Origin of the sequence: Corynebacterium sp. HMSC28B08 (assembly GCF_001806865.1) — a bacterium.
Lineage (GTDB): Bacteria > Actinomycetota > Actinomycetes > Mycobacteriales > Mycobacteriaceae > Corynebacterium > Corynebacterium auriscanis.
The window spans coordinates 26,667-45,523 of the sequence record NZ_KV786161.1 but is presented as its reverse complement, the minus strand read 5'-3'; the positions used below and the strand labels follow the sequence as shown (position 1 = coordinate 45,523).

At 58.8% G+C, this 18,857-nt stretch carries 18 protein-coding genes; 8 read left to right on the top strand and 10 right to left on the bottom strand.

Features of this window, described 5'->3' with window-relative positions:
- Positions 1–6: 6 nt before the first annotated feature.
- The gene (locus HMPREF3098_RS03880; protein WP_070434064.1) at positions 7–1,410 is read right to left on the bottom strand and encodes a phosphomannomutase/phosphoglucomutase; all 1,404 of its coding nucleotides are present in this window, start codon (positions 1,408–1,410) and stop codon (positions 7–9) included.
- A gap of 101 nt (positions 1,411–1,511) precedes the next feature.
- Positions 1,512–1,943, bottom strand: a complete 432-nt coding sequence (locus HMPREF3098_RS03875; protein ID WP_070434063.1) for a DUF3499 domain-containing protein — start codon at positions 1,941–1,943, stop codon at positions 1,512–1,514.
- A gap of 84 nt (positions 1,944–2,027) precedes the next feature.
- Here HMPREF3098_RS03875 and HMPREF3098_RS03870 point away from each other — a divergent pair, with 84 nt between their 5' ends.
- Positions 2,028–2,444, top strand: coding sequence for a metallopeptidase family protein (locus tag HMPREF3098_RS03870; RefSeq protein WP_235700770.1), 417 nt, complete (start codon positions 2,028–2,030; stop codon positions 2,442–2,444).
- Positions 2,445–2,568: 124 nt separating this feature from the next.
- On the opposite strand, the gene HMPREF3098_RS03865 is transcribed toward HMPREF3098_RS03870, so the two are convergent.
- The 4 genes from HMPREF3098_RS03865 to HMPREF3098_RS03850 all read right to left on the bottom strand — a co-directional run bounded on the left by HMPREF3098_RS03865 (position 2,569) and on the right by HMPREF3098_RS03850 (position 6,552).
- Complete coding sequence (locus HMPREF3098_RS03865) at positions 2,569–2,934, bottom strand: WhiB family transcriptional regulator (protein WP_035114791.1); 366 nt, start codon at positions 2,932–2,934, stop codon at positions 2,569–2,571.
- Positions 2,935–3,325: 391 nt separating this feature from the next.
- Positions 3,326–4,432: a mannose-1-phosphate guanylyltransferase gene (locus tag HMPREF3098_RS03860; RefSeq protein WP_070434062.1), complete on the bottom strand. Its 1,107-nt coding sequence runs from the start codon at positions 4,430–4,432 to the stop codon at positions 3,326–3,328.
- A gap of 278 nt (positions 4,433–4,710) precedes the next feature.
- Positions 4,711–5,586: a glycosyltransferase family 2 protein gene (locus tag HMPREF3098_RS03855; protein ID WP_070434061.1), complete on the bottom strand. Its 876-nt coding sequence runs from the start codon at positions 5,584–5,586 to the stop codon at positions 4,711–4,713.
- Between the two features lie 6 nt (positions 5,587–5,592).
- Positions 5,593–6,552, bottom strand: coding sequence for an SDR family oxidoreductase (locus tag HMPREF3098_RS03850; protein ID WP_070434060.1), 960 nt, complete (start codon positions 6,550–6,552; stop codon positions 5,593–5,595).
- 98 nt (positions 6,553–6,650) lie between these two features.
- On the opposite strand from HMPREF3098_RS03850, the gene HMPREF3098_RS03845 reads away from it, so the two are divergent.
- A complete protein-coding gene (locus tag HMPREF3098_RS03845) occupies positions 6,651–8,339 on the top strand; it encodes an LCP family protein (protein ID WP_070434059.1) in 1,689 nt (562 codons plus the stop codon).
- A 92-nt stretch (positions 8,340–8,431) separates the two neighbouring features.
- Positions 8,432–9,241, top strand: a complete 810-nt coding sequence (locus tag HMPREF3098_RS03840; protein ID WP_168155984.1) for a TIGR03089 family protein — start codon at positions 8,432–8,434, stop codon at positions 9,239–9,241.
- A gap of 160 nt (positions 9,242–9,401) precedes the next feature.
- On the opposite strand, the gene HMPREF3098_RS03835 is transcribed toward HMPREF3098_RS03840, so the two are convergent.
- The 4 genes from HMPREF3098_RS03835 to HMPREF3098_RS03820 all read right to left on the bottom strand — a co-directional run bounded on the left by HMPREF3098_RS03835 (position 9,402) and on the right by HMPREF3098_RS03820 (position 13,561).
- A complete protein-coding gene (locus HMPREF3098_RS03835) occupies positions 9,402–10,151 on the bottom strand; it encodes an ABC transporter permease (protein ID WP_035114781.1) in 750 nt (249 codons plus the stop codon).
- A gap of 43 nt (positions 10,152–10,194) precedes the next feature.
- A complete protein-coding gene (locus tag HMPREF3098_RS03830; RefSeq protein WP_035114779.1) occupies positions 10,195–11,151 on the bottom strand; it encodes an ABC transporter ATP-binding protein in 957 nt (318 codons plus the stop codon).
- 239 nt (positions 11,152–11,390) lie between these two features.
- The gene (locus HMPREF3098_RS03825) at positions 11,391–12,155 is read right to left on the bottom strand and encodes a response regulator (RefSeq protein WP_035114777.1); all 765 of its coding nucleotides are present in this window, start codon (positions 12,153–12,155) and stop codon (positions 11,391–11,393) included.
- 182 nt (positions 12,156–12,337) lie between these two features.
- A complete protein-coding gene (locus HMPREF3098_RS03820; protein ID WP_083284057.1) occupies positions 12,338–13,561 on the bottom strand; it encodes a sensor histidine kinase in 1,224 nt (407 codons plus the stop codon).
- A 61-nt stretch (positions 13,562–13,622) separates the two neighbouring features.
- Here HMPREF3098_RS03820 and HMPREF3098_RS03815 point away from each other — a divergent pair, with 61 nt between their 5' ends.
- The 5 genes from HMPREF3098_RS03815 to HMPREF3098_RS03795 all read left to right on the top strand — a co-directional run bounded on the left by HMPREF3098_RS03815 (position 13,623) and on the right by HMPREF3098_RS03795 (position 18,588).
- The gene (locus HMPREF3098_RS03815; protein WP_035114774.1) at positions 13,623–14,669 is read left to right on the top strand and encodes an ABC transporter ATP-binding protein; all 1,047 of its coding nucleotides are present in this window, start codon (positions 13,623–13,625) and stop codon (positions 14,667–14,669) included.
- 108 nt (positions 14,670–14,777) lie between these two features.
- On the top strand, positions 14,778–16,037 hold the full coding sequence (locus tag HMPREF3098_RS03810; RefSeq protein ID WP_035114772.1) for an ABC transporter substrate-binding protein: 1,260 nt from the start codon (positions 14,778–14,780) through the stop codon (positions 16,035–16,037).
- A gap of 427 nt (positions 16,038–16,464) precedes the next feature.
- A complete protein-coding gene (locus tag HMPREF3098_RS03805) occupies positions 16,465–17,529 on the top strand; it encodes a carbohydrate ABC transporter permease (protein ID WP_235700778.1) in 1,065 nt (354 codons plus the stop codon).
- Positions 17,526–18,344, top strand: coding sequence for a carbohydrate ABC transporter permease (locus HMPREF3098_RS03800; protein WP_035114767.1), 819 nt, complete (start codon positions 17,526–17,528; stop codon positions 18,342–18,344). The genes HMPREF3098_RS03805 and HMPREF3098_RS03800 overlap by 4 nt, the downstream gene beginning before the upstream one ends.
- A gap of 4 nt (positions 18,345–18,348) precedes the next feature.
- Positions 18,349–18,588, top strand: a complete 240-nt coding sequence (locus HMPREF3098_RS03795) for a hypothetical protein (protein WP_070434058.1) — start codon at positions 18,349–18,351, stop codon at positions 18,586–18,588.
- Positions 18,589–18,857 lie beyond the last annotated feature (269 nt).

Here is an 18,857-nt window from a genome sequence, read left to right as displayed (position 1 = left end):
AAGCGATTAGGCCCGAATGACAGCGAGGGCTTCGTCGACGATCGTGTCGACTTCGTCGGTCGTTGGGGCTTCGACGTTGAGGCGCAGCAGGGGTTCCGTGTTCGAGGCGCGGACGTTTAACCACGCACCGCCGGTCAGCTCGATCGTCACGCCATCCAGCCGGTCCGTGGATCGCGTGCGATCGGCGAAGGCCTGCACCACTGCCTCGGTACGGCCCTCTTGATCGGCTACCTGGGAGTTAATCTCGCCCGATGCCTGGTAGAGCTCGTACGCCCGCTTCAATTCGGACAATGGTTTATCCTGCCCGCCTAACGTTGCAAGGACGTGCAGAGCGGCCAACATGCCCGAATCGGCGTTGAAGAAATCGCTGAAGTAGTAGTGCGCGGAGTGCTCGCCACCAAAGATGGCCTGGGACTCTGCCATTTGAGCCTTGATAAACGAGTGCCCCACGCGGGTACGAACAGCCACGCCACCATGCTTTTCCACCAATTCCGGTACGGACTTCGAGGTGATCAGGTTGTGAATAATCGTGGCGCCTTCGTTGGACCGCAGGTAGCGTTCGGCGATCATCGCGCAGATCGTGGACGGGGAAACGGCCTGGCCATTTTCATCCACGATGAAGCAGCGGTCGGCATCACCGTCGAAGGCGATACCCAGATCCGCACCGACCTCCACGGTGAACTTCTGTAGGTCCACCAAGTTCTTGGGGTCCAGCGGGTTGGCTTCATGGTTGGGGAAGTTGCCGTCCAACTCGAAGTACAGGGGGTGTAACTTCAGTGGCAGGCCCTCAAAAACCGCGGGGACGGTCAGGCCACCCATACCGTTGCCGGCATCTACAGCCACAGTCAGCGGCCGGATATCGAGGTCGACCAGATCCTTGAGGTAGGCGGCATATCCCTCCAGGGCATCCTCGGTGCGGTGAGTTCCTTGGCCCCCATCGAAGCCGGGTATACCGTTGACGAGCTCATCCGAGATCCGCTGCAGACCCGAATCCTGACCCACCGGGCGTGCACCGGCACGGCACAGCTTGATGCCGTTGTACTTGGCAGGATTGTGGGATGCGGTGAACATGGCACCAGGGCAGTCCTTCACGCCCGAGGCATAGTACAACTCATCGGTGCTGCACAGCCCGATGCCGATGGTATCTAACCCTTGGCTGTTCACACCGCGGGAGAAAGCTTCAGCCAAAGCTGGCGAGCTATCGCGCATATCGTGGCCCACAACAACCATGGCTGCGCCTTCGTCACGCATCAAGCGTGCGAAAGCGGCCCCCACCGCTGCGACAAATTTCTCATTGAGCTGACCGGCCTGGTCGCCCACCACGGCGCGGACGTCGTAGGCCTTGATCATGGCCGCGACGTCCTCGCGGGACCACGTTTGGTGCTGTCCGGTTGCCTGTGCGTCCGTCATGGTGGAATTCGTCCTTATATGGTCGGTAGAGGTTGTCATTGTGAAGGCGTGGCACTAAGCCCGAGCATTAGCTCTCGGGCTTCCCACGGCTTATGTGAAGTCTAGCGTTTCGGCGAGACAGTCCGTAGATGCCTCCGCGGAGCACCGGTGGGCAGGTTGCGCTTAGCCGGGTGGTGCCCGGTGGGCTGTGGCAGGTCTTCCCTACGAGTGATCCGAGGAGTATCCTGTCCCGCAGATCCCTCAGCGCCGTCGGCCTGGCTATCGTGGGCTTGCTGCACCGCACGGGCCAGCGCGAGCAGTTCTTCTTCGTCTGCTTCGTCGTTGAGCTCGATCGGATCATCGTTGAACTCGAGAGTCCAACCCTGCGGGACCGTCGTGCGCTTAGCGTGGCTATCACACAGATTCCACTGGTGCGGGTTATCGCCCGCCTTCAGTGGCCCGACGATAGCCCGCTGCTCGGAGTAGTTGAACTCCAAGGTCGCCACGGCAGGTTTGGAGCACCCCGGGCGAGAACATTGTCGGATGAAAGTCACGCCCAGTATTCTAGCTTGTGTGGTCTAGACTATTGACCCATGGGACATGACACGCGCGTAAGACGGGACCCGCGGGGGCGGGGAATGCGAGGAATCTTTCTGCCTGAGCTGCCGCGATACAAGACTCGATCGGAAATGTTCGACGCGCGTGTCCTAGACGCATACCAGCCGCTGCACGAGCGTTTTGAGGCTGAGCTTGCTGGTTTGGATGTCGCAATCGACGTGGTCCCCCGCATGCGCCTGAACGCCGGGCATTCTCAGTGGCCAGAAGACGTCGTTGCCGATGGCCCTGTCCCCCTTGGCCGGCTAGTGCCCGCAGGGGTTGACCGCTCTGGCCAGCCCACGCGCCCACGGTTGATTATTTTTCGACGCCCCGTTGAACAGCGGACCAAGACGTCCTTCGAACTCCAGGAGCTGCTGACGTTAATCTTGACCAAGCTCATCGCAGTATACCTGAACGTCACACCGGAGACTATCGATCCGAAGTTTTCGTGGGAGTAACCTATAAACGCAAAGCACAGAAAAAGTGGCGCTCCGTCGTAGGCCACCGAATTAACTCCGCACCACTGACTTACCGAGGTGGTGCTGCACCGCTGACTGAACTGAATCGGCTCTGGGCAGCTAACTAGCCCAGCCGCTTCTTCAACCGGCGCCGCTCGCGCTCGGAAAGCCCACCCCAAATACCGAAGCGCTCATCATGTTCCAGAGCGTATTCAAGGCATTCGTCGCGAACCCCGCACGCTTGGCAGATGCGCTTAGCCTCACGGGTGGAACCACCCTTTTCCGGAAAGAATGCTTCCGGATCCGTCTGCGCACACAGCGCCTGTTCCTGCCAGTCCTGCTCTACGGCATCGAAGAGCAGATCGAAGTCCTGAGTCAGGTCGAATAGGTTGCGCTTAGGCGCGTTGCTTTCCACGTCAGTCTCCCGCTCCACTGCGACAGAGCCATCAGCGAAGAGGCCACTCAGGGCCGTTTCTACTGATTTATCCACAGTGGTCTCCTAACTGCGCGTCCTACACGTTTGACAGCCAACCAGTTGAACCCGAAAGCCCGCTACTGGGTGTGACGTCACTTCCCCATGATGAGGAACACGACTTTCCTGCACGATCATTACTACAGTGAAGATTACACACTGGTAATTACATTGCGTCAACCTTTGGGAAAGTTCCCCACTCCCCATGCGTCACATCAGTAACATCAGGCGCAGAATCGTTTGAGGCCAAAATCAACAGGAGCAAGCAACGACCACGATATAGCGCACCCCCACACCCTTTAACCACAATATCTAGTGCAAAATCTCGATATGAGATTGATAGACCACAAGATATTGAGAAATTTCTGGGAATTTTCTGCTCCGGTGGCTTTTCGCCCTCCTTTTGGGTCTAGACGTCCGAACTGAAACGCAATCCGCCGTCCGGAATCTGCACGCCCGGCCACACTCGAGCACCCCCGAGGAGTTCACAACGCGCACCAATGACTGCCCCTTCACCGATGACACAGTCCACCAGGTGGGCCCGCGCACCGATGCGCGCACCTGGAGCCACCACGCAACGCTCCAAGGTGGCGCCCGCTTCGATGTGCACACCATCCAGCACCACCGAGGTATCAATGCGCACACCCGCGCCAATTTCAGCACCGCGCCCAATCACAGTTCCACCCAATAGGAGCGCTCCCCCAGCGATGGCGCTGGATTCATCCACGAGCGCTTCACCGTGACGGCCCTTGATCAGTGGTGATGGAGCAATGCCACGCACGAGGTCAGAGGAGCCCCGAACGAAGTCCGCTGGCGTTCCCATATCGCGCCAATACGACTGGTCAACGTGACCGAACACGCGCTTGCCTTGTTCCAGCAATCCTGGGAACACCTCACGCTCCACCGACACAGGCCGACCGGCCGGGATCTCCTCAATGATCTCGCGGTTGAAAACATATGAACCCGCGTTGATCTGATCCGTCGGTGGGTCCTCGGTCTTTTCCAGGAATGCCGTTACGCGGCCATTGGAATCAGTTGGCACGCAGCCAAACGCACGGGGATCGCTTACACGGAGCAAATGCAAAGTGACATCCGCCTGCTGCTCCACGTGGGTGCGCAGCACTTCCCCCAGGTCCGTACCGCCCAGCACATCACCATTAAAGACCATCGCACGATCATGCCGTAGGCGACTAGCGACATTGCGGATTCCCCCGCCCGTACCCAGTGGTTCATCCTCCACCACGTACTCGAGCTCGAGCCCCAAATCCGAACCATCGCCGAAGTGCTCTTCGAACACCTCAGCCTTGAATGACGTACCGAGGATCACGTGGCGCATACCGGCTTCCTTGATGCGTGCCAGGAGATGCTCCAAGAACGGTGCGCCCGCCACCGGCAGCATGGGTTTAGGGGTGGCGTTCGTCAGGGGCCGCAGTCGAGTTCCCTTGCCTCCGACGAGAATCACGGCATCCGTGTTCTGGGCAAGTTCCTGCGTCGCGATCTGGCGATCTGCAACCATCGTCCAATTCAGCCTTTCATTCAAAATGGTCGTGGCTGGCGTCGAGTAAAGGCTTTAGCTAGAACCAAAAACCCTCGGCGACCTTGGTAACAATGGTCAACCCGTGCAACAAACACACAGCAATCGACCACTGCAGCCACAATTGCTCGACAGGAACACTAGTTCCTATGCCTGACAACCTCGGTGCTCCACGCCGGTGCGTCATGCAAATTGTTATCGAAACGTCATATCCAACCGCCGGTGGGAGCGCTGAACGACGACCTCACCTAGGACGCGCGCTACCGCTTCGCCAAAGCTAGCGCCAGCGCTATCTGCCCTCGCAGTTTCAGCCCGGCCTTCAGCATTAGTCGTAGCGGAGCCTTCCAGGGACCGGGGTTGCGATCAGCCAAGAACCGATACGCACTCTCGTGGTGGGCGGGCAGCACGATATCCGGGTGCTTACCGGCCGAATGCCCCTTGGCGTGCGCGATATGGGCCTCTGGGGTGTAAACATTCAACCAACCCGCCTTACCCAAACGGTCACCCAGATCCACATCTTCCATGTACATGAAGTAGCGCTCATCGAATCCGCCTACGGACTCGAAGGCATCCCACCGCATTAAAACACAGGACCCCGACAACCAGCCGGTCGTCTTCTCGCGCGTCATATCGGCATCGGCAAGGTAGCGTTTCGTCCATGGATTCCCGGGCCAGATGGGTGCCAGTAACGCATGCCCAATTCCGCTGCCCAGTTCCGGCACCCGGCGCGCGGAGGGATAAATGCTGCCATCGGCCTCATCGATACGCGGCCCAACGGCCCCGGCTCGCGGATGCGCGCGAGCCACCTGCAGCATCGTGTCGATGGCACCGGGCTGGAACACCACATCCGGGTTGGAGATCACGAAAAACTCGCCGTCCACTTCGCCTCGTTCGCGGGCCTCGCGCAGCCATCGCACTCCGCAATTCATACCTGCGCCATAACCCACATTGCCACCGGAGTACACCAATTCTGCCAACCCTTGGGCCTCTGCAGCTTCCGGCGCCCCATCCGTGGATCCATTGTCCACCATCACCACCCGCGCTCCCTGTGACGCAGCCGCGCCCGTGGACGCCAAGAACTTTTCTAGGTATTCCCCCGGCGAGTAGGTGACGGTAATGATTGCAATCGGTGCCATGTCAGGTCACCATACAGCAGCTTTTTCCCGCAGTGTTTCACGCCACGCAGACAGAGGGGACAGTCCGCAGGCCTCCCATTCCGCCAAGCTCAGTACGGAATTCGCCGGGCGTCGCGCAGGGGTTGGGTATTCGCTCGTCGGGATGGCGGACACGCGTTGGGGATCGTGCCCGGTGGCTGCGAATACCTCCCGCGCGAACTCACACCAACTGGTCGGTTCCCCACTGCCTGTCGCGTGCAAGACCTGGGGCAGGGCTGCACCATCGGCTAAGGCTTCTGCCACTTCTTTTATTGCCGACGCCACCAGCTGCGCGTGACTTGGGCGGCCGAATTGGTCGTTCACCACATTCGGGTTCATGCCGTGGCGTGCCAACCGCAACATGGTGGATGCGAAGTCCTTGTTGGGGTGTTCGGGCCCGCTGTATACCCAAGCGGTACGCACAACGTGCCCCCCGAAATCGATGACGGCCCGCTCGCCCTCGGCTTTGGCGCGGCCGTAGGCATTCACGGGTTGAACGGGATGGTTGGTGGAGTACTCCTGCCCCACCGGTAGTTGCCCATCAAAAACGTAATCCGTGGAGATATGCACCATGGGTATCTCCAATCGCTGACAGTGCTGTGCAAGCCACCCCGGTGCGACGGCGTTGACGCGGTGGTTGGCGGTGGCCCCGGTATCGCTTTCAGCCGCGTCCACCGCGGTAAACGCAGCACAGTTGATCAGCGCGGTTGGGCGAGAGGAGGGCGTCGACAACGAAGGAAGAGGTTGAGGTGCAGCCTCCGTGGAACCAGACGTAGCACCCCCAAGCCGGTTGGGCGAGAAAGGAGAAAAAGAAGAAAAAAACTGCTCCACACTCTTCTTCGACGACAGGTCCAGCTGCGTGCGATCGACCGGGATGGCCGCGGGACCGAACAATTCCGTTAGGAAACTTCCCACTTGGCCGTTACAACCGACCACGATGAATGACATGACGCGCCACACCTTCCCGATACGTTTAAGGATTTTCCGCCGACAGCGCGTAAAGTGTACGCGAACCAGCTACCCCTGATAATCGCGAGAGTACGTCAATGAATTACGACAACCGTCCGCGTCGCTCCCGACACATTCAAGCAGCGCCCACCGGTCCCGAAGCTAGGCAAATCGGTCCCCGCCCAGCTCGCGGTGTTTTGGCAGCTGTGTCAGCAGCGTTGTTGGCGTTCACGGGCGTGGGATACGCCACCATTGGCAACTTGAATAACGAATTGGCGGAGGCCAACAACCTGGATCTGGGTAACTCCCCCGATGGCGCGACGGATATTTTGCTGGTCGGTGTGGATTCTCGTACCGACGCCAAAGGCAATCCTCTAAGCCAGCAGGAAATCGACATGCTTCGTGCGGGCGAGGAAGAAGCCACGAATACCGACACGATGATTCTCATTCGCGTGCCGAATGACGGCAGCTCAGCAACCGCGGTTTCCCTGCCGCGCGATACGTATGTGAAAACCCCCGATCAGGGAAATATGAAGCTCAACGGTGTGTACGGCACCGCGAAATTCGAGAAGCAACAGGCCCTGGAGCACAACGGGGAAACCGATAAAGCGAAAATCGATAAAGAATCCACGGAGGTCGGCCGCAAGGCGTTGATTTCCACGGTGGCTGATCTGACGGGAATTACCGTTGACCATTATGCAGAAATCGGACTTTTGGGCTTTGTCCTGTTGACGGATGCGGTCGGTGGCGTGGATGTTTGCCTGAATAAGGCCGTGGATGAACCTTTGTCTGGCGCCAAGTTCCCGAAGGGTCGCCAGCGCTTGGGTGGTCCAGACGCGCTGAGTTTCGTACGCCAGCGCCATGAGCTGCCCCGCGGCGACCTTGATCGCATTACGCGTCAGCAGGCATATATGGCGTCGCTTACCAGCCAGATCTTGAGCTCGAAGACTTTGACTAACCCCTCCGCAATCTCCAAGATCAACAATGCCGTACAGCGTTCGGTCGTCTTGGATGAAGGCTGGGATGTCATGGGACTGGCTACTCAGATGCAAAACCTCTCTGGTGGCAATGTGAAATTCCAAACAATCCCTGTCACCTCCATCGATGGCACGGGCGATTACGGCGAATCGATCGTGACCGTCAACACCAAAAAGGTCCACGAATTCTTCAGTGACTTGCTGGGCGACAAGCAGGAAGAAAAGCCCGAACAAACCCAAGAAAAGAAGCCCATTACGGATTACAAAGCCGAGGATTACACCGTCTCCGTCAGCAATGCCAGCGACATTCCCGGACTGGCGGGCCGGGTTGCCAAGCTGACAACGGATTATGGGTACAAGAGCGGCAAGGTAGGCAATTCACCACAGGCCGGTGTGTCTGAATCACAGGTCAACGCCAAGGACGAAAACGATCCGGCAGCGCGCGCATTGGCGAAGCAGCTAGGTGGGTTGAAGGTCGTGGAGGACACGTCCCTGGGCGATAAGGAACTGGCCGTGACGTTGTCGGGCACCTACGCGGGCCCGGGATACCTCGAAGGCTCCGCGCAGCTATTGCCGCCGGATGACCCGAACGTCGGCACCTTGACCGCAGGTATGAAAGATCTGGACGGTGACGGCATTCCCGATGGTGATTCCTCTACCGGCTCCGCCGGTACCTCTGGGACCGATTCCTCCGCGGGCGCGGAAAAGGATTCTTCCGCGGTCGTCGGCTCCGAGGGATCCATGGGGTTGGACGAGAAGGAAAAGAAGCCCATCGATGCCGGTGGCGATGGCCCAATGTGTGTGAACTAGCCTTCACGTGGACGGGGATTGTCTGCACGCGCGCATGAGCTAGCCCCAGCGCCAGCATGAACCAAACCCAGCGCCGCGCTAGGCTGGGCCACATGGATTTCCTTTCGGAACTGCTCTCTGACCCAGCCACCCCGCGCCTCACGACGTACACCACCCACGGACGTATGGAGCTCTCGGCGCAAACCCTCGCCAACTGGCAAGCCAAGGTTGCGAACCTCCTTACCGGCATCGGTGCACAACCGGGTGATGTGGTTGTGCTGGCGGCCTCCGCATCGTGGCAACCGGCCGTCATCGCACTCGGGGCATGGAAAGTCGGCTGCGCCGTCGTTTCGTCTTTTGCCGAGCTCACCGAGGCACTTCGTCCTGCTCCCTCTGTACCCGACGCCACCCCGGCCCCCACAGGACGTTTAATCGCAGTCTTTACCGACGATGCCGACATCGTGGAAAGTGACGAAGCCACAGACGCAGAGGAAATCTACTTGCTATCCAATGATCCGTTTGGGCGGGGCGTGGAGGAATCCGGCGGGGATGTGCCGTTCGGCGTTAATGATTTCTCACCCGAATTGCGCGTGCAGCCCGATGCATTTATGGGGTTAGACATCCCGCGGGCAACCTCGGACGGTTTATTCGTTACCCAGGGTCTTACCGCTGGAAAATACCTAGCTCGCGCCCGGTCGCAATGGGCAGGCGAGCACCCAAACGCGGAAGTAACGGCACCCTCTGCCGCTACTTCCGCTCCCCGTGCAGCGTTCAGCCCCTGGGCAGACACCCAGGGGCTGGCTGTCGCTTTGGAACCGCTCGCTGCCGGTGGATCCACGGTCATGGTGGATACCGCGGGGGTTAGTGATCTGACAAAGGTTCTGGAATCAGAGAAGGTTACGGCCAACACGTTAGAGAGTTAACACGCTGTGCCGGCCCCTACCCTGTCGCCCACCTACCCCCGGCACCGTGGTGATCGGCTACGACAGAACTCGAATAGTTACCGAACTGCGCCTGCTGTGTCACACGCCTGCGCTCACCCACCCCGCGTCGCGGTGAACAGCTGCGGTCAAACGCGGGCGCTTATCGAACATCCGCCCGGGAATTGCGCCAGAACCCTAGGACGAGCAGCGCGATAACCCAGATGGCCAGCACGGTGACGGAGAAGGTGGGCGTCAAGAAATCGGCACCACGTTCGGGAATGAGGTACCACTTATCGATGTCCTGCATCGTGCGGGCAGGAAGGAACTTAGCCAGAGTTTTCAGCAGGGAGACATTGCTGCCAACGCTCATGATGAGTGGTTCGATAACCAACATCCACACCAGTGGCAGGCCCACAGCTGCTACGCGGGAACGCACGATCGCGGCGATGCCGATTGCCAGCAACGCAAAGGCCAGAACCCCGCCGAAGGTGGTAGCTAGAGACACACCCTGCTCCGGCTTGAACTCAGCGCCCGGCCACACCGTGACCATCAAAATGGTGAGCGCAACAGCAATAGCCACCGTGACGGCAAGGAAAACAACTGAGACCACTGCGCGCGCCCCCAGCCAATTCCAGCGGGATCGCTCGGTCAGGAAGGCCTGGGCGTGCATCTTTGAAGCGATTTCACCCGCGGTGCTGGAAGCACCAAAAATCACTGCGATCATCTGGGTGATCATGCCACCCATCAAAAGGTCAGTCCACGTCACGGCGTTTTTTTCAGTGGCAAAAGCCAAGTAGAGGAAGACCGGGCCGCCGATCGATCCGCCGAGGAGGATGAAGTAAACCAACGTGCTGCGCAAAGTCAGCAGCTTGGTGGTTTCGGATTTGAGTGCTGCAAGAAAACTGCTCATGAGAAGTGTTCTTCTTTCGTTGCTGAAGGGTTGTTAGGGAAGGCTAGTTCTGTACTTGTCCGGTGCGGTATTCCTGCGCGCTGGAGGTGGCCGCTAGGAATCGCTGCTCCAAGTTCGCCTGTTCGGAAACCAGTTTGGTGACCAAGAAATTCTCCTCCAGCGCGGTGCGCGCCACCAGTTCCCGCAGTTGTGCCTCGTTTAAATCTTCAGGCAAGCTGATCTGCACCGTCCGCGGGTGCTGCAGCTCCACTTGCAATCCCTTGGCCTGCAGCTTCTCGCCCAGCAGCACAGCTTCGCGGCATTCCACGCTAACCGTGGCGCCACCGGCGAGGAATTCGTCCATGGAGTACTCACCGATCATTTGGCCCTTGCCGATCACAACCAATCGATCGGCCGTCAGCTGCATCTCGCTCAGCAAGTGGGAGCTCACCAACACGCTTCGTCCCTCTCCCGCCAAGGCGCGGATAGTATTGCGCATCCACGTCACACCTTCGGGGTCCAACCCGTTAACCGGCTCGTCCATAATCAGGTGCTGGGGATTCCCCAATAGGGCCGCTGCCAATCCGAGGCGTTGCTTCATTCCCAGTGAATACCCGCCGGCTTTCTTCTTGCCTGCCTTCGTCAGGCCCACGATTTCAAGGCATTCATCTACGCGCTTATCGTCGATACCCGCGCCGTGAGCCAGCACCCGCAGGTGGTTGCGCCCCGACCGCGCGGGATTGAACCAGGTGGCTTCCAACACGGAACCCGCGATGCTGGACTTGTTCGCCAACCCTGCGAATTCACCGCTGTAGGACTGACCATTGCGGTAGTTGCCGCTGAAATTCACATGTCCCGCGGATGGTTGATCCAACCCCAGCATGCAGCGCATGGTCGTGGACTTGCCCGCCCCATTAGGCCCCAGGAAGCCAGTGACCTGCCCATCGGGCACATGGAATGTGAGGTCGGAAAGGACTTTGTTTTTGCCGTAGCTCTTGCTGAGCTTTTCTACTGTGATCATGATTCCCAGTGTGCTGGTTTGCCCTGGGTTTCCACATCGGCCCAGCGGATGATTATTGCCCGTCACCCGTAGAGTGGAGGCCGTCATACCCTGGTATGAGAATCCCCGACGCGGTATCCCGAGTCCCTTCCCCCATGCATAATTCCCCCGCTCTGCTCACTGCGGTATCACCCAACCGGCACCGGCCACAGCGGCCCAGGCTACCGTGCATAATGCCCCCGGTTAGCTCACTGCGTTACCTATTGCGCTAACAATTCCTCTTGGCTGACCAAATGCTGCTTCAACGCGAACAGCACCGCATGCACCCTGTCGCGCGAGGCGGTCTTCGTCAGGATCCGGCCCACGTGAGTCTTAACGGTCGGCAGGGAAATAAAGAGTTCCTCGGCGATTTCTTGGTTGCTCCGCCCGGTAGCAATGAGGCACAAGATCTGCCGCTCCCGGGGCGTCAGCGGATCGGGAAGTCCCAGGTCGTCGTCCAAACCCGGTTTCTCTTCTGCTGCCTGGTCGCTGGTCTCACTGGTTTTCTTTTGTACCGACGCCCCGCTTCGCCCATCCCCGTTCCCCTCTGTCCGCAGGCGCCGCATGAGTTTCGCTGTTGCAGCAGGGCTAATGACCGCGGTGGATTCTCCTACCGTGCGCACTGCTTTGATGAGCTCCTCGGGATCGGCATCCTTGAGTAGAAAGCCACTGGCGCCCGAAGTTACCGCACCGAAGACGTAATTATCGCTATCAAAGGTGGTCAATACGACCACACGGGTCGGCTGACCCGCGGGCCCTGTGGGTGCCTGCTCATCCAAGATTTTTTGGGTTGCAGTAATCCCATCCATGGTCGGCATCTGTACATCCATCAGGATGATGTCAACAGGATGACTGCCCGCAAGGTCGGTGGCTTCCGCCCCGTTGGAGGCTTCCCACTCCACAGTGATGTCTTCTTGGCTTCCCAGTACCATTGCAAAACCCGCACGCACGAGTTGCTGGTCATCCGCCAAACCCACGGTAATCATAGCCGCACTGCCTCCCTCATACTCACTCGCTCCCGTATAACTTAACCAGCCCGCCGGCCCGCGCGCTGCACCACCGCACGGCCTCCCTCATACACACTCGCTCCCGTATAACTTAACCAGCCCGCCGGCCCGCGCGCTGCACCACCGCACGGCCTCCCTCATACACACTCGCTCCAACTGTCTTACCCGGCCAGCGGTATCGTAGCGGTCACGTTCCAACCACCAGGGAACAGGGGGCTTGCACCCCAGGTGGCCTTCCCTCCATGAATTCGGACGCGCTCTGCGATTCCGGTCAACCCTCGCCCTGATCCATCCATGGCATCTTCGCCGGGCGCGTTATCCACGGTCACGATGACGGAATTCGGTTCCCACAATAGTTTTACCCGCACTTCTACAGCCCCAGCATGCTTCAGCACGTTCGTGAGCGATTCTTGAACCACACGGTAAATCGTCAACCCTCGGACCTCATCGACCGTGCGCTCTGTACCTTCCGTTTTAAAGGTGGCATGGGTGCCGGACCTATTGGCGTCGGAAATAAGATCCCCCAAGCCCGAAACACCCGGAATAGAGGTAGTAGAGCGATCGTCGCCCTCGTGAAGGACGGAAAGCAACCCACGCATTTGCGTAAGTGCTTCGCGGCCACGGGCCGAAATAGTTTCCAGCGCGTCGATAGCTTTAGCTGGATCTTGACGTCCGGCATAGCGCCCGCCATCTGCCTGCGCGATGACGATAGTGAGTGAATGAGCCACGATGTCATGCATTTCCCGCGCGATGCGATTCCTCTCGGAGACAGTAGCCAGTTCCGCGCGCGCCGCCAAGTTCGCCACAGCCTCGCGCCGCTGCTTGGTTTGTTTACCGAATTGCCAGCTCAGCGCAATTGACACACCGATGAGGAGGCCGGTTACGCCTGCGATCACCCAGAACTCGGGGCTGGCATATACCTCACGCGGAGAAGGAGGTTCGCCATAGATGGGATTGACGAAACGGTCCACAATGAATTGCGCACCGACTGCAACGAAGCTGCCCACCAAGGCGAAAACCAACCACGCCTTCTTTCGCCGATGCAAGTAGGCGCTAATGATATAGACCTGCAGGCAGACCAGCGGGTAGCCGAGCAAAAGCCCGAAACTAGCGGACAAGGCAACAATCACTAGCCCCGCCGCGACTACTGCCACTCCCCTTTCGATATGCCACTGCTGTACCAGCAGCCCTACATAACACACGATCACACCCAAACCGAGAATCGCCGTCTGCCAGCCAGGGTATATAGAAGCACTCGTTGTCACGCTGAAAAACGCGGTGAAAGCGAAAAACAGCGAAACCACGATAAATCGCAACCGCCGCGCGGGATCACGCCACCATGTGACGGAAGGTTCGAGGCTAAATGCGGAAAAGCTTTCGGGCATAATCTGACATTTTATAATTACTGCGGACAATGCTTCGTCCACCTGAAGTATGATCTCCCCCATGGCTGACGTGAAATTCGAGAACGTAGAAATTCGTTACCCCGGTGCGCAAACCCCTAGCGTGCGGGACATGAACCTGCATATCGAGGACGGCGAGTTCTTGGTTCTTGTGGGCCCCTCCGGCTGTGGCAAATCCACCACCTTGCGTGCGCTGGCCGGTTTGGAGGACATTTCCGACGGCACCATCTCCATCGGCGGCAAGAACGTCACGGGCACCGAGCCCAAGGAGCGCGATATCGCGATGGTCTTCCAAGACTACGCGCTGTATCCCCACATGAGCGTTGCGGAAAACATGGGCTTCGCCCTCAAGGTGGCGAAGACCCCAAAGGCCGAAATCCGCGATCGCGTGGAGCGCGCCGCTGAGCTGCTAGGCCTGACGGAATTCTTGGACCGCAAGCCTAAAGACTTGTCCGGTGGTCAGCGGCAGCGCGTGGCTATGGGACGAGCCATCGTTCGCGAGCCACAGGTGTTCCTCATGGACGAACCCCTATCCAACCTAGACGCAAAACTTCGTGTGCAGACGCGCGCACAAATCGTTCAGCTCCAACGCGATCTGGGTGTGACCACGGTATATGTCACCCACGATCAAGTGGAAGCGATGACGATGGGGCACCGCGTGGCTGTCCTCAAAGATGGTGTTCTGCAGCAAGTCGATTCACCAAAGAAACTGTATGAACAGCCCGTGAACGCCTTCGTAGCCGGTTTCATCGGTTCCCCATCTATGAACTTGGTCAAGATCCGCGGTGCGGTAGCGGACTGGAACATCCAGACCCCCGATGGGTATGCCGATGGCAAACGGGAGATGATCGTGGGCGTACGCCCCGAAAATCTAGAGATCACCCAGGACGGCGGCATCGAGGGCGTGGTGCGCATGGTCGAGGAACTGGGTGCGGATTCATACATCTACGTGGATACAGACCACGGGCAGTTCGTGGCTCGCGGTGGTGATTCCCGCCGTGCCCCAGGCACTGGGCAGCGGGTTGGGTTACGCCCCGCCAGGGACGCTCGCATTCACTTCTTTGACGCCGAGACGGAAGCGCGGATCTAAAGGATTTTCTGCGTTCCCCCCGTTTCTCTATATTTTGCCTGACGGTTCCCTATAGTTAAGGGTTAAAAGATTGTTCGATCGGGCAATCAGAGTTGAGAAAGGCTTTCCATGGCACATCCAACCAAGAAAATGTTGGCCGTTGTCGCTGCTTCTGGTTTCATCCTCACAGCGTGCTCCGATGGCGGATCTGACAACGCGGGTGGCAACAAGGCAGGTGGTGATACCACAGGACGTGGCAACATCACCTTCGCAATGGGCCACAACGATACTGACAAACTGAAGCCAATCATCGATAAGTGGAACAAGGCCCACCCTGATGAGCAGGTCAAGCTCCAGGAGCTGGCCGGTGAAGCCGATGCCCAGCGCGATACCCTCGTGCAGTCCCTACAGGCGGGCAGCAGCGACATCGACGTCATGGCCATGGATGTGGTGTGGACCGCACAGTTCGCCGCTAACGGCTGGTTGGCGCCGTTGAAAGGTGACTTGAAGGTGGATACCTCCAAGTTCCTCAAGCCCACCGTAGAGTCCGCAACGTACAAGGACACCCTCTATGGCCTACCTCAGAACACCAATGGCCAGCTCCTGTACCGCAACACGGACAAGGTCAAAGAAGAGCCACAAAAGTGGGATGACGTTGTGGAAGCGTGTAAGAAGCTCGGCAATGAACCTTGCCTGACCACGCAACTGAAGCAGTACGAGGGCCTCACCGTAGCAACCGCCGGATTCATGTCCGGATGGGGTGGCGGAATCACCAATGATCAGGGTGAACCAAACGTCACCGATACGAAATCCCGCGAGGGCCTCCAGGCCCTGGTTGATGCGTACAAGAACAAGACCATCACCGCTGCTTCCACGGGCGCTACCGAGGAAGAAACCAACCTGGCCTTCACCGAGGGCAAGACCGCTATGGCCATCAACTGGCCATATATGTACACCAACGCCCAAGACAAGGCCTCCAAGGTTTCCGGCAAGGTTGAGGTCTCCCCTCTCGTCGGTAAGGACGGCGTGGGCGTATCCACCTTGGGTGGCTACAACAACGGCATCAACATCAACTCCAAGTACAAGGCAACGGCTCTGGACTTCATGAAGTTCATCACCAATGAGGAAAACCAAAAGTCCTTCGCTGAGAAGTCATTCCCACCAGTACTTGCATCCATCTACGATGATGCGGGTCTGCAGAAGGAGTTCCCTTACCTGCCTGCGCTGAAGAAGTCCCTAGAAAACGCAAAACCACGTCCGGCTTCGCCTAACTACGATGCGCTTTCCAAGGCCGTGCAAGATAACGCCTACGCCGCGGTGACAGGCAAGAAGTCCGTTGAGGATGCCACCAAGGACATGGAATCTGCTATCCGCAACACCAGCAGCTAACCCCCTGAGGCCACGGTGCCCGAGGTCGGGAAGCTAAATCCCAAGGCAACGGTGCCCGAGGTCGGGAAGCTGACACCCTGAGAACCCGAGGGTGAACTCTTGAAGGCCTGGTCATCAAAGTACCTCGCTAAGGTGAGCCCCCCCTTTAAGGGGGCGCAAGCACCTGCCTAGCCGGTGACACGCAGCTAGGCGGATGACCTCAACACCACAACACACTGGAAGTCGGGACTACGATCAACGCAGCCCCGGCTTTTTGTTTTGAAGTATTCGATAGTCAATGAATGGAGACCCGCTCGTGGCCCACGCGGTTCCGCACACCACAGCCTCCCCGCCTTCCACGGCATCCTCAGGTTCCCCCTCAGATGCCCCGCGTTCCGATGGCAAGCGCAAACGCGATTTCCGTCCGATCTGGCTGGTCGGCCCATCGATGGTGCTCCTTGCCATCGTCATCGGTTATCCAATTCTGCGCGCAATTTACTTATCTTTCCAGGCCAATAAGCACCTCGATCCTGAAACCGGCATGTTCGTCACCGGTGGGTTCGCCGGGTTAGATAATTACCTCTACTGGCTCAGCAACCGTTGTATGAGCCCCAGCGGAAACACGGTGACGTGCGCCCCGGGCCAGCTCGCGACCGACTTCTGGCCGGCACTGAAGATCACGATCTTCTTCGTCGTTGTCACCGTCACGTTGGAGACAATTCTCGGTTTATGGATGGCACTGGTGATGAACCGCAGCTTCTTGGGGCGCGGCCTATTGCGCGCTGCAGTGCTGGTGCCGTGGGCGATCCCCACCGCAGTCACCGCTAAGCTGTGGCAGTTCATTTTCGCGAACCAAGGCATCGTGAACTCCATTATGGGCACGCAGATTCACTGGACCACCGATCCGTGGGCCGCCCGCTTTGCAGTCATTATCGCCGACGTGTGGAAAACCGCGCCTTTCATGGCACTGTTGATCCTCGCCGGTTTGCAGATGGTTCCGCAGGGTGTCTACGAGGCCGCGCGCGTGGATGGCGCCTCCAAATGGCAGCAATTCACCCAGATCACATTGCCGCTGATTAAGCCTGCCCTGATGGTGGCCATTTTGTTCCGAACGCTCGACGCACTGCGCATGTATGACCTGCCCGTCATTATGATCAGCGAATCCTCCAACTCCCCTACTGCGGTCATCTCGCAGCTGGTCATTCAGGATACGAAGCAGGGTAACTTCAATTCCGCTTCGGCGATGTCCACCTTGATCTTCCTGCTCATCTTTGCGGTGGCGTTCGTCATGGTGAAGTTCCTGGGCGCTGATGTCGGTGGTTCACAAGGAAGTTCGGCTGGGGGAAAGCGCAGGGCGTCGTGGTGGAAAAAGACCAAGGCGCAGCCAGTAGAACCACAGCAGGAAACCGCGACTCGTAATTCGGGTGGCGGAGCGCAAACCAACCCGGCTCTCAGCAACCCGGCCAGCCCAGCAAACCCGGCCCAGACCAACTCCGAGGAGGCCTCACGATGAATAAGGTGCGTAACTACATCGGCGTGATCTTTATCCTCGTGTGGGGCTTAGCCCCGTTTTATTGGATGGTTGTCACGGCGCTGCGACACAAGGATTACACGTTCTCCACGAACCCGCTGCCAAGCCACGTCACCACGGAGAACTTCAAGGATGCGCTGGATACCAGTGGTGGAAACGACTTTCTGGGTGCCATCGTCAACTCACTGATCATCGGGGCCGCCACCACGGCGATTGCGCTGGTCGTGGGTGTTTTCACCGCTTACGCCTTGGCCCGCGTGGATTTTCGTGGCAAGGGATTGGTCACAGGTATTATCCTGGCGGCCTCGATGTTCCCCGGCATTGCTCTGGTCACGCCCCTGTTCCAGCTGTTTTCGAACATCGGCTGGTTGGGAACCTACCAGGCGCTCATTATTCCGAACATCAGCTTCGTGCTGCCGTTGACGGTGTACACACTGACCAGCTTCTTCCGCGAGCTGCCGTGGAAACTGGAAGAAGCTGCGCGCGTGGACGGCGCCACCCGCGGCCTGGCCTTCCGCAAGGTGATCCTGCCGCTGGCCACCCCGGCACTGTTCACCACAGCGATTTTGGCGTTCATCGCCACGTGGAACGAGTTCATGTTGGCCAAGCAGCTGTCCACCACCAAGACCGAGCCCGTGACCGTTGCTATCGCCCGGTTCTCCGGTGCCAGCGCGTTCGAATTCCCCTACGCCGCCACGATGGCCGCCGGTGCGATTGTTACGGTTCCGCTGGTGATCATGGTGCTAATCTTCCAGCGCCGCATCGTTTCGGGCCTCACCGCCGGCGGGGTGAAGTAGCTCAATGTCGCAGGAGGGTTGGGGCTCCGTCGATCAACGGCCTGCTATTGATCCCGACGCCCCTCGCAAGAAACTCGCTTGGGAAGCCGCGTTGGGGTTCGTGGGATTCTTCACGGTGATGGCTATGGTCACCGCGGTATGGAACGTGTTCCGAGCTGAGCCCGCGGTCTTGCCTTCCGTGATCCTGCTGGTGCTGCTGGTAGCGCTGGTGGTGGTTTGGAAGGGTTATTCGCGGTACCGGTAGGGTCGCGGTTGTCCTGTCCCTTCCCAGAAAACGTCCGACACTGGGCTGCAGCGCCCACCACCCACGGGCCAGTTCGCCTCCCCAGAAAACGTCCAACACTAGTGACGAGGCACCCACCACCCACGCACCCAATCACACAATGTGCAGCAGAACTCTGACAAAATCACGCGTTTTTGTTGGACTTCTGCTGCACATTCGTTGTCCAGCGCGAAAACACCGGCACTGGACTGCAACACCCACCACCCACGGGCCAGTTCGCCTCCCCAGAA